The sequence below is a fragment of the Leucobacter fengyongliangi genome (assembly GCF_052386045.1).
Map to the genome: position 1 here is coordinate 759,380 of NZ_CM126356.1, position 14,346 is coordinate 773,725.

At 65.3% G+C, this 14,346-nt stretch carries 11 protein-coding genes and 1 pseudogene; 7 read left to right on the forward strand and 5 right to left on the reverse strand.

All coding sequences use genetic code 11. From position 1 onward, the window contains the following. Positions 1 to 67: 67 nt before the first annotated feature. Positions 68 to 1,278: pseudogene (locus ACTNFK_RS03600) on the reverse strand (IS110 family RNA-guided transposase). Positions 1,279 to 1,496: 218 nt separating this feature from the next. On the opposite strand from ACTNFK_RS03600, the gene ACTNFK_RS03605 reads away from it, so the two are divergent. The 3 genes from ACTNFK_RS03605 (at position 1,497) to ACTNFK_RS03615 (ending at position 7,939) form a co-directional block, all read left to right on the forward strand. Continuing rightward, the gene (locus ACTNFK_RS03605; RefSeq protein WP_435937106.1) at positions 1,497 to 4,325 is read left to right on the forward strand and encodes a cation-translocating P-type ATPase; all 2,829 of its coding nucleotides are present in this window, start codon (positions 1,497 to 1,499) and stop codon (positions 4,323 to 4,325) included. Between the two features lie 329 nt (positions 4,326 to 4,654). Then, positions 4,655 to 5,617 carry a hypothetical protein gene (locus tag ACTNFK_RS03610; RefSeq protein WP_435937107.1) on the forward strand — a complete coding sequence of 321 codons (963 nt, stop codon included), beginning with the start codon at positions 4,655 to 4,657 and terminating at the stop codon, positions 5,615 to 5,617. A gap of 609 nt (positions 5,618 to 6,226) precedes the next feature. Beyond that, positions 6,227 to 7,939 (forward strand): alpha/beta-hydrolase family protein, encoded by a 1,713-nt coding sequence (locus ACTNFK_RS03615; RefSeq protein WP_435937108.1) that lies wholly within the window; start codon positions 6,227 to 6,229, stop codon positions 7,937 to 7,939. Between the two features lie 99 nt (positions 7,940 to 8,038). Here the strand turns inward: ACTNFK_RS03615 and ACTNFK_RS03620 are convergent, their stop codons facing one another. After that, positions 8,039 to 8,206, reverse strand: a complete 168-nt coding sequence (locus ACTNFK_RS03620; protein WP_435909516.1) for a hypothetical protein — start codon at positions 8,204 to 8,206, stop codon at positions 8,039 to 8,041. Positions 8,207 to 8,734: 528 nt separating this feature from the next. Between ACTNFK_RS03620 and ACTNFK_RS03625 the strand changes: the two genes are divergently transcribed. From ACTNFK_RS03625 to ACTNFK_RS03635, 3 genes are all read left to right on the forward strand, one after another. Further along, positions 8,735 to 8,938, forward strand: a complete 204-nt coding sequence (locus ACTNFK_RS03625; RefSeq protein WP_435909517.1) for a hypothetical protein — start codon at positions 8,735 to 8,737, stop codon at positions 8,936 to 8,938. 61 nt (positions 8,939 to 8,999) lie between these two features. Further along, positions 9,000 to 9,305, forward strand: a complete 306-nt coding sequence (locus tag ACTNFK_RS03630) for a transposase (protein WP_435909518.1) — start codon at positions 9,000 to 9,002, stop codon at positions 9,303 to 9,305. Then, a complete protein-coding gene (locus ACTNFK_RS03635; RefSeq protein WP_435937109.1) occupies positions 9,302 to 9,565 on the forward strand; it encodes a hypothetical protein in 264 nt (87 codons plus the stop codon). Before ACTNFK_RS03630 ends, ACTNFK_RS03635 begins: the two co-directional genes overlap by 4 nt. A 60-nt stretch (positions 9,566 to 9,625) precedes the next feature. On the opposite strand, the gene ACTNFK_RS03640 is transcribed toward ACTNFK_RS03635, so the two are convergent. Next, entirely contained in the window at positions 9,626 to 9,847 is a 222-nt protein-coding gene (locus ACTNFK_RS03640) for a hypothetical protein (RefSeq protein ID WP_435937110.1), read from the reverse strand. 404 nt (positions 9,848 to 10,251) lie between these two features. Between ACTNFK_RS03640 and mobF the strand changes: the two genes are divergently transcribed. After that, entirely contained in the window at positions 10,252 to 13,704 is a 3,453-nt protein-coding gene (gene mobF, locus ACTNFK_RS03645; RefSeq protein WP_445117205.1) for a MobF family relaxase, read from the forward strand. Positions 13,705 to 13,709: 5 nt separating this feature from the next. Here the strand turns inward: mobF and ACTNFK_RS03650 are convergent, their stop codons facing one another. Together ACTNFK_RS03650 and ACTNFK_RS03655 are read right to left on the reverse strand one after the other, a co-directional pair. Continuing rightward, the gene (locus tag ACTNFK_RS03650) at positions 13,710 to 14,024 is read right to left on the reverse strand and encodes a type II toxin-antitoxin system RelE/ParE family toxin (protein WP_435937112.1); all 315 of its coding nucleotides are present in this window, start codon (positions 14,022 to 14,024) and stop codon (positions 13,710 to 13,712) included. After that, on the reverse strand, positions 14,021 to 14,305 hold the full coding sequence (locus tag ACTNFK_RS03655) for a ribbon-helix-helix domain-containing protein (RefSeq protein ID WP_435937113.1): 285 nt from the start codon (positions 14,303 to 14,305) through the stop codon (positions 14,021 to 14,023). Before ACTNFK_RS03655 ends, ACTNFK_RS03650 begins: the two co-directional genes overlap by 4 nt. Between the last annotated feature and the right edge of the window lie 41 nt (positions 14,306 to 14,346).

Genomic DNA, 14,346 nt, shown 5'->3' on the forward strand with positions numbered 1-14,346 from the left:
ACCGCCCGCAGATGGATGCGCCTAGCCGCTACATCCTGGCCCCATCCGAGGAGTCTCAATGAAGAAGTCAAGCGGCGATAGCCGGCTTCGTTGGGCTGTCGATGCTGAAGACGCGGCCGTCCCGCAGGAGTGCCCAGAGGACGTCGACGCGGCGGCGGGCGAGAGCGAGGAGCGCTTGGACGTGCTTGCAGCCTTCGGATCGCTTCTTGAAGTAGAAGTCGCGGTTGGGGTCGGGGCGGATGATCGAGGACTGCGCGGACAGGTAGAACACGCGTCTCAGTCGACGACTGTAACGCTGGGGACGGTGCATGTTTCCGGTGCGGCGGCCGGAGTCTTTTGGGACAGGGACCAGGCCGGCGGCGGAGGCGAGTCGGCCGGCGTCAGCGTAGGAGCCGAGGTCTCCGGCGGCGGCGATGAGTTCCGCGCCGAGGATCGGGCCGATGCCGGGCATGGATTCGATGATCTGCGCCTGCGGGTGGGTGCGGAAGGTCTCGGTGACCTGCGCGTCGATACGTGTGATCCGCTCGTCCAGGTCGAGCAGCGCCTGGGCCAGTTCGGCGACGATTGTCGCGGTGATCTTCTCGCCCGGGACGGTGGTGTGCTGCCCGTCGGCGGCCGCGATCGCGGTGGCCGCGACATCGGCGGCGGAGCGGACCTTGCGTTTGGACAGCCAGGACGTCAGCCGGGACGATCCGATTCGGCGCAGCACGGCGGGGGTCTGGTATCCGGTCAACAGCACCAGGGCGCCCTTGTGGTTGCTGATGTCGAACGCGCGCTCCATCCCGGGGAAGTACCCGGTGAGGGTGTCGCGGAGCCGATTCACCAGCCGCACCCGGTCGGCGACGAGGTCGGTGCGGTGTCCGACCAGCAGGCTCAGTTCGGCGACCACCGTGACCGGGGCGTCCACGACGGACAGGTCACGGCGGTGACGGACGGTCTCGGAGATCACGTACGCGTCTCTGGCGTCGGTCTTCGCCTCGCCCCGATAGGCGCCAGCCATCCGGTTCACCGTCCGGCCCGGCACGTAGTAGACGTTCTGACCGTGCCGCGGCCAGCAACGCCAACAACAATCCCGACGTGGCACCGGTGATGTCGAGACCCCCAGGTGATCTGGTCGCCCAGCTGCAGGATCGCGGCCACGGTGTCCAAGATCGCCGTCTCGTCGTAGGTGACTTTGGACGACCACACCGTCTGCCCTCTGTCGTCGATCACGCAGACCCAGTGGTGTCCCTTGCCAGCATCGATGCCCACCCACAGGCGGACGGTGGGTTTGCTGATGATGCTCACCCTCTCTACCTCCTCGTTCTGTCGTACTACAGATCGGCCCGAGGAACACCCCGCCGTCATCTCCGTAAACAGCGACCAGAACGCGCATCTCAATCAGCAGCCAGGGCGCCCCGGAGAACCGTACGGCCACTCCTCGGGAGCCACTACAGGCAAGAACCCATCAGCCACATCCGGCCCTCCCGGGCCGCTTAACAACTTACGGAGGACCCTTGCCGCACGTCAGACCCCGGGACACCGCAGGGGACCCGCCGGCGGGCGTACGAACCAACTGGCACGACCGGTCAGTCGCCCAGACCGCCAGCGAGCTCGGAACCGACGTCCGCACGGGGCTGTCGGATGTGGAGGCGGCCGACAGACTGCGGCGGTACGGGCCGAACGAACTCCAGGAACGCGCAGGCCGAACCCTCGGGCAGATTATCTGGGAGCAGGTCTCCTCGATACTGATTGGGATCCTCGTGATCGCTGGGATCCTCGCAGCAGCACTCGGACGCCCGTATGACACCGTGGCTATCCTCGCAATCGTGGTGCTCTTCGTCGTGCTTGGCGTGGTACAGGAGTACCGCGCGCAGAAGGCAATCGCCGCGCTGAAACAAATGTCCGCACCCCAGGTCCGGGTGGTTCGAGAAGGCCGCCCGTGGGAGATCTCCGCGCGGGACCTAGTTCCCGGCGACCTCGTGCTCCTAGAGACGGGTTCGGTCGTACCCGCCGACATGCGGATTATCGAAAGTGTGAATCTCCGCGCCCAAGAGGCGGCGCTCACGGGGGAGTCCGAGCCGGTCGATAAGACCGTACAGTCCATCCCGGGAACCGACACCCCGCTAGGTGACCGGACCAATCTCGCCTACCTCGGCACGTCGATTACCTTCGGGCGGGGCAGCGCGATCGTAACCTCGACAGGGATGAACACGCAGCTCGGGCGGGTCGCGGAACTCATCCAGGACGTCAAGCACGAGAAGACGCTGCTGCAGCGGCGGCTCGACGGTCTCGCTAAGATTCTCGCTTTGGTTGCAGTCGTCATCGGAACTTTCGTCTTCCTCACTGGTCTCGCGACGGGAGAGGAGATCGCGGTTCTGCTGCTCACTGCTGTCAGCCTCGCCGTCGCGATTGTGCCCGAGGGCTTGCCAGCGGTGCTCACCTTCACGCTTGCGCTCGGTGCGCAGCGCATGCTCGGGCGCAAGGCGCTGATCCGGCGGCTCCCGGCTGTTGAGACGCTGGGTTCGGTGACGGTAATCTGCTCCGACAAAACGGGTACCCTCACGCAGAACCGGATGACGGTGACCGTTCTTCGCGCGCCGACAGCGTCCGCCGATCTCACCGAAACGCTTCGCAAACAGGGTCCCGGGGCGCGTCTGCCCCTGGGGTCGGATGCCGGATGGCTCGGCCCCCTCCTGGCGGGCGGGGCACTCTGCAACGATGCGATCCTCAACATTGATGGCCGTCTCGATGCGATCGGCGACCCGACCGAGGGTGCATTTGTCGTGGCGGCGGCGCGCTACGGGCTCGACAAACCCGATCTCGAACAGGCTTTGCCGCGGGTAGCCGAGTTCCCTTTCGACTCGTCGCGTAAGCGCATGACAACGGTGCATGAACTTGCGTCGGCTGGTACCGAGGCGCTCGTGGGGTTCCGCGAGATCGCCGGGACGGCCGGCTATTTCGCGCTGACCAAGGGTGCCGCGGACACCATGGTCGACCGTTGCGGGGCGCTCTTCGCAGACGGTGCCGTGACCTCGCTGAATGTTGGCGATCGCGCCCGCCTGCGTGAGGAGATTGAGTCGTTTACCTCAAAGGGCATGCGGGTCCTCGCTGTGGCTGGGAAGGGGCTCGATGCCCTCCCCTCTTCGAAGGACGAAGAGTCCGTCGAGGACAACCTGGTCTTCCTTGGGCTCGTGGCGATGGTCGATCCGCCGCGGGCAGAGGCTAGGGACGCTGTTGCCACTTGCCGCACTGCAGGTATTCGCCCAGTCATGATCACCGGCGACCACCCGCTCACCGCTCGGGCAATCGCGGCGGACCTCGGGATAGCCTCACCTGCTGCCCGCGTCATCACCGGCCGCGACCTCGACCCGATGACCCCCGAGGAGCTCTGCGGGGCGGTACGTGAGGTGTCGGTGTACGCCCGTGTCTCACCTGAGCACAAACTTCGCATCGTCGAAGCGCTGCAGATGAACGGTGAGATCGTGGCGATGACCGGCGACGGGGTGAACGACGCGCCTGCGCTGAAGAAGGCGAACATCGGCGTCGCCATGGGCTCGGGAACGGATGTAGCGAAGGAAGCCGCGGATGTCGTGCTGCTTGATGACAACTTCGCCACGATCGTTGCCGCCGTCGAGGAAGGCCGGGTCGTCTACGACAACGTGCGACGGTTCGTACAGTTCTCCATCTCTGGGAATGTCGCCAAGGTACTCGTCGTAGCGATCCCGCCCCTGCTCGGTCTGCCGCTCCTACTCGCTCCGATCATGATCCTCTTCTCCAACCTCCTCACCGACGGTCTGCTGGGCCTCGGAATGGGGGTTGAGCGGCCCGAACGCGACACCATGCGCCGCCGACCGTACGCCCCCACCGAAAGCATTTTCAGTCGCGGCATCGGCATGCATATCGCTATCATCGGCCCAATCTTGGGGGCCGCGATGATCCTCGTCGGATACTTGACGTTCGAGGCCGCGAGAAGATCGGATCAGTTGCCAGAGGCCCAGCAGCTCGTACCGACCATGGTGTTCACGACGCTTGCCTTCGTGCAGCTCCTTCGCGCGTTGTCGGCGCGGTCATTCCGCAAACCAGTTTGGAGGACGGGGTTCCGCGGCAATCCCATCCTTATGGGGATGCTCGTCGCCGCACTTCTACTTCAACTCGCCGTCGTGTACGTGCCCTTCCTGCAGGGGGTCTTCGAAACCATTGGGCTCAACGTGACCTTCATCGGCTGGGCGATCGTCGTCGCCGTCGGCGCACTTGTCATCATGGAAATCGCGAAGGCGATTAGTGCCCGGATCTATCCGCTAGGCATCGCCGAATCGTCGATGGTCCGATCTGAGAATGCGTGATCAAGAAGCATAGATTGCTGATGCGTTCAGCCGGTGGCCTGGTGTTCTGGCTGGGCTCCTCGCTCGTACTCCTCGAACCGGGAAGCCACCTCCAGGCAGAAGGCTGGAGGTGGCCACCGCCGGATGCGTCCGGGGTGCTTTTGGTGTCGTCGCTGCTGGCGCAATCGGGAGAACATCAGTGGCTTCCGGGGAACACTCGCTCCAGCTGCGACTGGGTTCCCCATTCGAGAGTGAAAGGTTGGCTGCGAGAGGTCGACGCTCTGCGCAGCCGACCAATACCGCAGCACTCAGTATTCTCCGCCAGTCAAGTGACTCGCCTTCAATGCGACATGGGGAACCAGCGCTGGACCACGAGGCTGACCCTCGCAACGCCGGGAAGTTCCGATTGCGGTGCGCGCGATTACGGCGTGCGCGACGAAGAGCAGGTCACCACCGTGGTCGCACCCGCGGAACGGGCGATGGTGCGCGGGGCCGTGAAGAGGTACGGTAAGCGGGGAACAGTGTCTGATCGCCGAGGATGGGCCGTCCTGGAATGCCCGCACCGTGTCGACCGCACCGGCGACACAGCCTGGGCATGGCACCTGGTCGATGACTGGGTGCCCGGATCGCCCTGTACGACGGGCAGTGCCCGGAAGGAGCGCACCGTGACTGGGCAGAGCGGTCCATGCCAACTGCGCCACGAGCAGCTCACCGCGCCCATGGGCAGAACCGTTTTGGAAGCACCGCTGTGGCCCACCGGCCTGCGCCAGTTCGCCGGGCACGGTGATCTGTGCGTGCACATCGTCCTACCACGGGAACGGGCCCGTTGGAACGGGCTGTTCGCCGGGGTGCGGGTGCTCGCAGCACGCACAGCCCACCTCGGCGTGCACGTTCCACCTGAGCGGGGCGGGTTCAGCCTCGACCCCGTCGTTCTCATGGCGTCGTGGGGACGACGGGGTCGGGACCGGCTGACCGCGGTCTTGGCTGACGCTGCCGCGTGCGGAGTCGATCTGACCCCGCAGCAGGTGCGTGTCGAACCGCCGCCCGTGACCCGGACTACCCTGCGCCTGCCAGCACCGACCGGCAACGCGCGGGCGTGGGGGCTGATGTCGGTGGCGTGGTTTCCACTCATCGGGTCAGGCATCTCCGTTGCGGCCCCTGCCGCGGCGCGCGCAGAAGCGGACCGGTCGAAAGAGATTTCCGATAGGCTGGGCTCGAGCTGGCTAGTGGACCTGTTCAACGCGCCACCCGGTGGCAACTCCACCGATACCCGGCCGATCGACGCGGCCCCACCACAAGAGGAGAGCCCGTGATGCCCAGCATGTTGGACCGTCTCGCCGGCCTCGCCTCCCGGCCCCTAACCCATCACCGTCGGCGACACCGGCGCCCGATGCTCAGCCCCGGGGGTGGAAAGACTCCTTGCGGGACGCGGTGAACGCTGTCACCGCGACCACGTCTGCGCGCGGCGAAGGAAGAGGCCAGCCGGCGACCAAACAACCCCCACCGAGTCGCCGACACGTCCGTCCCGCGGTGGCCGAGTTGACGCCCTCGTCAACCGAGGCGGCCCGGACCGCGGTTGCACGCTACCAGTACCTGCTGCAAACCGCGCCACCCGGGCAGCTCGAACGCGTTCACACCGACGCGTTCAACCGCCTTACCCCCGTCGAACGCGCCCACCTTCACCACAGCAGCGCACCAGCTTGCCCCTGCGAGCAACCTGGCACCACCGACGCCGCCGAGCTTGCTCGCACCGCACCCACGTGCCGAGGCATCCCGCCCCGGCGTGCTCGCCCGAATCTTGGCCGAGGGTGCTGACGGTGGTCTCGCCCCCGAGGCATGAGCCGCAGTCGCCCGTGCCCGCGCGCATTGACACCGACCGCTCGCGGGCCGTACGATGCACCCGATCCGAGGAGGCGTAGGCGATGAGAAAAAGTGACACCGGCGTTGCCGTGCAGCGAATCCGGGTGCTCGGAAGGCCGACGTTCGGTGGGTTGGTGATCGCCCTCATGCTCTGGTTGCCGGCCTTGACGCCGACACTCATCCCGCGGATGCCGGCGACGCAGGCTGGGATCAATGCCGTTGCTCTCGCCATGGGTTATGGGATCGGCACCCTCATCGGGCTCTGCCTTCGGTTGGTCCTCCTGCGCAACGGGCGCTCAGTCGCGCGGGGCGTTCGCCGTATCGGCTGGATCGTCCTCGGGCTTGGGTGGCTGAGCGGCGTGTTGTTGGGTGCGGTGTTGTGGCTGACCTGGCAGAACGATCAGCGCCGGCTCATGGGGATGGAGACCGTCGACGGACTCGACGTGGTGTTGATGGTGTCGGTGTCCGTCCTGGGCGGAGTCATGCTCGTTGTCATCGGGCGGCTGATTGCCAAGGCCGTGCTTGCGGTGACGCGGCTCAGCCGCCGCCTGCTGCCGTCTGTTCCAGCGGCACCCCCGATCGGGTTAGTTGTATTCTTCCTCGGCACCGTGCTCGTGGGCTGGGGCGGGTGGCTGGGAATCACCGCCTTTGCCAATGCGACCTTTGGGTCGGCGAATGCGAGCACCGACGAGGGCACGGTGCAGCCCGGCTCAGCATCTGTGTCCGGCAGCAGCGAGTCGCTTGTTCCGTGGGGCACGTTGGGGCGCTGGGGGCGCAATTTCGTGGCATCGGCGACGACGGCTGAGCTCGGGACGTTCCACGACGCAGACGCCGAGCTTTCGGAGCCGGTGCGGGTCTACGTGGGACTGGACTCTGCCGGCTCGGCGTCCGAGCGGGCTGAGCTGGCGGTCCGGGAGCTGGATCGGGCCGGCGGGTTCGATCGCGAGGTCCTGGTGGTCTGGGTGCCGACCGGGACGGGTTGGGTGATCCCCGAAGCTGCTGATGCCCTCGAACTGTTGCACCGCGGCGACACGGCAATTGTGGCCACCCAGTACTCATTCCTCCCCAGTCTCCTCGCGGTCTTCATGGAACCGGGCCGGGAGATCGAGAGCGCATCCGCGCTATACAGTGCCGTCCACTCGCACTGGTCGGATCTCCCACGGGATGACCGGCCCAAGCTCCTGCTCTTCGGTAAGAGCCTCGGTACCGTCGGTGTCGAGGCGCCTTTTGTCGGAGCGGATGCGTCAGAGTCGATCGCCAACCTTACCTCCGGCACCCAGGGGGCTCTGATAGTCGGCGCCAAGCGAACGAATCCGATCCATTCCCAACTCACACGAGAGCGGGATCAGGGTTCTTCGGTCTGGCAACCAGTCATCGACGGTGGTCTCGCCGTCCGGTTCCTGTCCCGAGATCCCGACCAGCCAGCGCTCAGCCAGGACTGGCCTCTGCCCAGGATCGTGTACTTGCAGCATCCGTCAGACCCGGTGCCGCTCTGGGGCATCGATGTGCTCTGGAGGTCGCCGGAATGGATGGACCAGCCTCGCGGATTCGATGTATCCGAGGCGGCTAGTTGGTACCCGGTCGTGAGCGGCGTCCATGCCGCGGCCGACTTGATCTTCCAGCTCGACACGCCCCCCGGCTTCGGACACGTCTACGCTACGGAGTATGTTGAGGGGTGGGCGAGCGTCTGCCCGCCCGATGGTTGGACCGACGCCGACACTGCTCGCCTCGAGGAGTTCCTGTATAGCGAGCCTCCAAGCGAGGAGCAACCCTGAGTCGTACCGGACGGGACGAAGTCTCTCAGCGTCCCGTACCACGAGTGCGGCTGCGTGTTTCCGGCGATGTCGGGCGGACGTGCCAGAGCCGTGGGTTGGTCAACGCAGTCGTCGGAAGAACACATTCGCGCGACGCATCCATACCAAAGCGATGATGATGAGTGTGATCACGATGCTGAAGAGCTCGATGATCGCGTCGGCCGGGTAGGCGATCGCGAGGAATGTCGAGCCGATGACGGAGAGGCCTTCGGAGATGGTCCCGGCCACTCGAGCGAGACTGCTGCCGTGAAGCGGGCCGACGCCGATCATCAGGAGCGCCCATACCGACAATGATTGTCACAACTGCGATGAGGATCGTGTGCTCTGTCTGCCGAGCCGTTCGAAGTGTCGGCGTCATCACGCTGGAATAGCAGAACGCTGCCGTTGTACACCTCGATGAGGCTGGAAAGCCAGGTGAGCATCGCGACGAGGGTGATCCCTTCGCGCCGGGCGATCGGCCTCGACATGTACCACGCTCGTCAGAACGGTCGGTCGTGAAGGGGGCCGCTCCCGTTGTGATGCCAGCCGGGAAGCCTGCTCCGTATGCGATACATCGACAGATCCAGGCAAATTGTGGCGCCGTTCTTTCAAGTCGCAATAGCCTGAGCCCATCGCGAACTGGGAGGCGCTCATCGAAAGCCATGCGGCGATCAACCTGTCGGCAGATGCACTGTGTAGGTGGTCTGTCCTTGACCAGGGTGGATGGCCACGGCAGCCGGAGTTCGATCGCCTGCTTGTGGTGTGGGGGTGGGCGTGATGAACACGGATCTCGTGTTCGTGTTCGTGCTGCTCGTTGCGGCGGTTGCGATGTTCGCGATCGGCAAACCGCGGATGGACGTCGTCGCCCTATTGATGATCGTTGCCTTGCCCCTTACCGGCATCCTGACCGTCACTGAGACGCTCGCCGGCTTCGCCGATCCGAACGTCGTGCTCATCGCGGCTTTGTTCGTCGGGGCGTGAGGAAGGAATTGGTGACAACTGATCGTTAGTGCCGGGAGGCGCTGGCGGGGAGGATGTCATCATGCCTGGTCCCTATCCCAGAGAGTTCCGCGAGGACGTTGTCGCGGTCGCTCGTAGCCGCGAGAGCGGCGTCACCATCAAGCAGATCGCCACTGACTTCGGCATCAGCGAAGCGACGTTGCAGAACTGGCTCCGTCAGGCCGACGTCGAATACGGCAACCGTCCTGGTCAGACCGCTGCAGACGCAGCGGAGGCGCGGGAGTTGAAGAAGCGGATCCGGTTGCTCGAGCAGGAGAACGAGGTCCTCAGGCGAGCGGCGGCGTATCTGTCGCAGGCGAACCTGCGCCTCGGTGGCTCCCCAAAATGACATACCCGCTCGTTGCTGAGCTCGCCGACGCGGGGATCCCCGTGTCGGTGTCGTGCCGGGTCCTTAAGCTCGCCCGCCAGCCCTACTACCGGTGGAGAGGCGACCCGATCCGGGACGCGGATGTGCTCCGCGCCTATCGGATCAATGCGCTGCACGATGCGCACCACGAGGACCCGACGTTCGGCTACCGATACCTGGCCGACGAGGCGCGCCGGGCTGGCTGGCGGATGAGTCGCCGGAGGTGTCAGGTTAGTCAGTAGGCGAGTGCGATCTGCTCATTCTCTATTTTCACGGGCGCTCATCCGAGGCGCTTCAGCGACCTAATAGCCGGTGTCAGTGACGAGGGACGCCAAGTGCGCCCCGTAGGTGGCGACGCCCTCGATTATCCAGAGCGCGTCATCCTCTCCTCCGGTGCGGCGGCCCGCCCAATGAACCGCGCGGTTCATCCCCGCGTCGGTGGTTGGGAACTGCTCGGACGCGATTAACTCCCCGGTCGGAGCAGCGAGCACCGCGAGAGTATGAGTGCGGGCGTGGGTATCCACGCCGATGATGAATGGGCGCGTATGCGCGACGATGGTCCTGGCGGTTAGTTTCTTCCAGATTCGTTGGTTCAGTTCCGGTCGCGATCAGCCCGCGAACCTGGGAGGTAATCACCTCGGGGCAATTCTTTGATGAGCCACACCCCCTCGCAGGGTGAGGCATTCTTCGTATCAAGTCTCCGGAGTGGGCCAGGGTCGTGCCGGCCGCCGCCATTCATCAGGGCAAGTCAGAAGCAAGACGGCTCCGAAGAGCGTCAAATGAACGCTGAGCCACGAACGAACGACGAGCGGCCAGTCACCACCCTGCCAGCCGGTCCCAGACCAGCCACCTCCCACTGTTTCAAAGAATGAACGTATGCTACATTATGTAGTTGCAAGAACATGATCCAAGTGAGGCGGTGAATCTCATGCATGGCGGCGTGATCCTGTTCCGGGGAACCGGGGCCGACGCGCTGCGCTATGTCGAGGCCGACCGTTCGCGTGCTGACGACTACTACCTCAGCGACGGCGGAGACGTCGAGTATGCCGTACTTGATGCGAATGGCGAGACGGTGACGGTTCGGGCGCTCTCGAACGAGGAGTATGCGAGGTGGGTGGACTGGATCAACCCCGATACGGGTGAGCGGATGGGGCGGCCTCGTCTCGCCGGGCAGGATCGCTTGGGGTCTCCCCGGTTCGCGGAAATGACGATCAACGGCCCGAAGTCGCTCTCCATCGCCGCCGCCCTGCACTCCGAGGTGTCCGAGGTGCTGGATCGTGCACAGCAGGATGCGTTGGCGGAGGTTCGGCGATGGCTCGCGCAGCACTCGGTGACTCGGGTCGGCCCGCGTGGAGCGCAGGAGATCGTGCCCGTTGAGCACATGCAGGTCGTCGGCATCACGCACCGCACTTCGCGTGCGGGTGATCCGCATCGGCACATTCACATGCAAATCGGTGCTCGGGTGTGGGTGGCCGGTACGTGGCGTGCGCTCGATACCGCCGCGATCTTCCGACAGCAGGGCGCGATCCGCGCCCTCGGAACGGCCGTGATCGCTGCGCACCCCGAGCTTGCGGAGGTGCTGGATCGGCACGGCCTTACCCTCGACCCCGCGACCGGAGAAGTAGTCGAACTGCAGCCGTTCAACACCTTGATGAGCAAGCGGGGTGAGCAGGTGCGCCGGAACTTCGAACGGCTCGAAGCCGAATGGCAGGCGACGCACCCTGGCGAGTTGATGGGGCCGGTCGTTTCATCGCGGCTCACCGCGCAGGCGTGGGCGCATGATCGGCCTGCGAAGAAACCGACCACGCTGCGCGAAGAAGAAGCCTGGCTCACGGAACTGCGTGAGGCCGGTTACGACCCCGTGATATTGCGCCGGCCTGCGCCGAGCACCCCGGTCTCGCTTGACGAGTTGTCGGTGCAGCGGATTGCATCGCGCGCGCTCGATCGTTGCGCCGCCGCTGCCTCGGCCTGGACACGCCACAGCGTGCAAGAGCAGGTTACGCGTATCATCACCGAGGCCGGGGTGCGCGCCACGGGTGCAGAGCTGCGCGAGCTGATCGCGGTTGCCACGCGGCTCGCGCTCGAGGACTGCTTCTCTGTACTCCCGCCGGATGCGGCAACGCCGGAGCATGTGGTGCACCTCACCAGCCTGCGCGTGGTGCAGGCTGAGACGAAGCTGCGCGATCTCCTTACCGCCCGCACCTCCAATTGTGAACCGAATCACCCGAACGTGCAGGGCGCGACTCAGGTGCGCGGTTTTGATGCCGGACAGGAACGCGCGGCAGCAGCGGTGGCCTCGACCGATCCGCTCGTGATCGTGGAAGGTGCGGCAGGCGCAGGCAAGACCACCATGTTGGGCGTCGCAATTGAGGTCGCGGCGCAGAACAGGCGGGCGTCGCGGGTGGTTGCGCCGACGTTGCGCGCCGCGCAGGTCGCGCAGGAAGAACTCGGGGTGCCTGCAACCTCGGTAGCGGCGCTCGTGCATGCGCACGGGTGGCGCTGGAACGCCGATGGGGTGTGGTCGCGCCTCGCACCGGGCGACACTGATCCGGAGACTGGGCGCACCTACGCTGGAACGCCAGAGGCATCGCGGCTCGCAAGGGGTGAGCGTGTGATCGTGGACGAGGCGGGGATGCTCGACCAAGACACCGCATTCGCCCTCTTGACCGTCTGCGACGAGGCGGGCGCGACGGTAGCGCTAATCGGGGATCGTGCGCAGCTCGCGGCGGTCGGACGAGGCGGAGTGCTCGACATGGCCGCGCACATCAGGGATCGCACGTTCGATATGGCCGAGGTTCACCGCTTCATCGACCCCGCCTACGCCGACCTCACCTTGCAGATACGCGACGGCACGAACCCCGGCCAGGTGTTCGACCGACTTGCATCACTTGGGTTGGTACGGCTGCACGCGAGCAGCGACGAGGTGCGCGAGCACATCGCTCAACAGTGCACTGACGGCGACGCTGTCACGGTCACCTCGAACGATGAGTCGGCACGGTTCAATGACCGCATTCGAGACGAACGAACTGGGCGTGGCCTCGTTGACGACACCGCCACTGCCGTCGGGAGCGACGGTCTCAGCATCGGTCGGGGTGACCTGATCCAGACCCGCAAGAACGACACCGCCCTCGGGGTGGCGAATCGTCAGCAGTGGATCGTGCAGCACGTCACAGATGATGGCACCGTCACCGCACGAGAGGCGTCGAGCGGGCGGAAGGTTCCGCGCACCGTGCGCCTCTCTGTCGACTATGTGGCCGAGCATGCTCACTTGTCGTATGCGGCGACTGCGTACGGGGTGCAGGGCGCAACCACGGACAGATCGCACACGATCCTCACCGAAGCGACCAGTGCCGCCAGCGTTTACGTCGGTATGACGAGAGGTCGCGAGTCGAACCTGCTGCACATCGTGGCCGACGACCTGGTCGATGCGCGGGAGCAGTTCGTCGCCGCGATGCAACGCGATCGTGCAGACCGTGGTCTTGCCGACGCCACCCAGCGCGCGGCGGAGGAAGTCGCAGGACTCATCGCAGACGGCCCCGTGAAGCTTGTCAACAACGAGATAACTGCGCTCATGAAGAAAGCCGCGACTGCTGAGGCGCAGGCAGAACGCTGGCAGCAGGTCAGCACTGCCCTTGCTGACCTCCGTGCTCGTGAGATGAAAGCGCGTGAGACAACGCGCGCGGCTGAGAAAATAGCACGGCGGCAGGCGGATCAGGCGCGCGTCGAGGCCGCGACACCGCTGGTCGCGGCGGCACAGTCAGCATTTGCCGAGTGGCATCAGGCCGAAGCCACAGAGCAGACGGCAGGAGAGCAGGTACGGGCAGCATCGTGGTTCGGCAGGCGGCGCGCCCGCGACGAGCACGACAGAGCCAAGGCCCGAACCCACGATGCGCGCCAGCAGCTGTCGAACGAGTGGGGCGAACTGCCGAGGTTGAACGAACGCGCCGAGGCTTGGGTGGAGCGAGTCACCCGTCCGAAGATCGACACCGACCCGCGCCTGATCGAAGCCGAGCAAGTACACCAGGTAGCGCGTGATGAAGTCCTGAACGGGCCCGAGCGGGCACAGGCCGCGCGCTTGGTGGTCTACGGCCGCATCTTCGGCACAGAGCGAGTGTTCCGCAACCGTGACGCCTACCTGAGCCCGAACCCCTCACAGCGCGCCAAGAGCGCGACCCAGACTGCGAAGTACGCACGTGCAGAGGCGGAGCTACTGCGCTCACTCACGCCCGCCGATGCGATTACACGTATCGAGCTGGCTCGCGTGGCAGAGGCAGCCCGAGAAGAAGCGAGACGGGCGGAGCAGGAACCCGCCAGCCGCTACGACTATGGACACGAGCGCCGCCACACGCCCCCGCAGACTGGCCCGAACCGGGGCTTGTGATCCACTTAGCCGTTTTCGATAGACAGCAGGCTTTCGTAGTCCTGCCCGCCGTAGTAGACACCGAGAACTTCGACCGTGCTTTCTTGTACGGCGAACGCGATAACCACGCGGCGACGAAACCCGATCGTGCGCAAGCCAGGCCGCAAATCGTCTCTGGCGCTACCGCGAAATGAGAAATCTGCAAGCTCGTCGCAATAGTCGAAGATCGCGGAGACATATCCTTCGGCTCGGTCAGGGAACCCGGACTGCCCGGTAATCCAGAGATAGAGGTCGGTGAGCTGCTGTCGGGCTCGGGGCGAGTAGACGACGGTTCTTGTCACGCGCCGCTTTCCGAGGTGTGCTGCTCATGCAGTGCGGCGAGGTGGGCGCGCATGTCTGCGGAGCTGATCGCCTTGGAAGGGTTGTCGCGTAACTCGTCGTAGGCGGCGACTACCTCGGTGCGCAGCCACCGCTCGACGGCGTCTTCCTGCGAGAACAGTGCCCGTAGTCCGTCGCGGATGACTTCACTCTCACTCGCGTAAGCTCCCGATGCGACGCGCTCTTTGAGCGCGTCGGCCATGTTGTTGGGGAGGGTGATGCTGAGCTGCTTCGTGGTGCGCATGGTCGAGCCTCGCTTTCGATATGACTTAATCCTACTACGAA

Coding starts and splice junctions, on each gene's coding strand:
- ACTNFK_RS03655 (WP_435937113.1), bottom strand. CDS start 14,305: ATGCGCACCACGAAGCAGCTCAGCATCACCCTCCCCAACAACATGGCC.
- ACTNFK_RS03610 (WP_435937107.1), top strand. CDS start 4,655: ATGGGGAACCAGCGCTGGACCACGAGGCTGACCCTCGCAACGCCGGGA.
- ACTNFK_RS03615 (WP_435937108.1), top strand. CDS start 6,227: ATGAGAAAAAGTGACACCGGCGTTGCCGTGCAGCGAATCCGGGTGCTC.
- mobF (WP_445117205.1), top strand. CDS start 10,252: ATGCATGGCGGCGTGATCCTGTTCCGGGGAACCGGGGCCGACGCGCTG.
- ACTNFK_RS03635 (WP_435937109.1), top strand. CDS start 9,302: ATGACATACCCGCTCGTTGCTGAGCTCGCCGACGCGGGGATCCCCGTG.
- ACTNFK_RS03625 (WP_435909517.1), top strand. CDS start 8,735: ATGAACACGGATCTCGTGTTCGTGTTCGTGCTGCTCGTTGCGGCGGTT.
- ACTNFK_RS03630 (WP_435909518.1), top strand. CDS start 9,000: ATGCCTGGTCCCTATCCCAGAGAGTTCCGCGAGGACGTTGTCGCGGTC.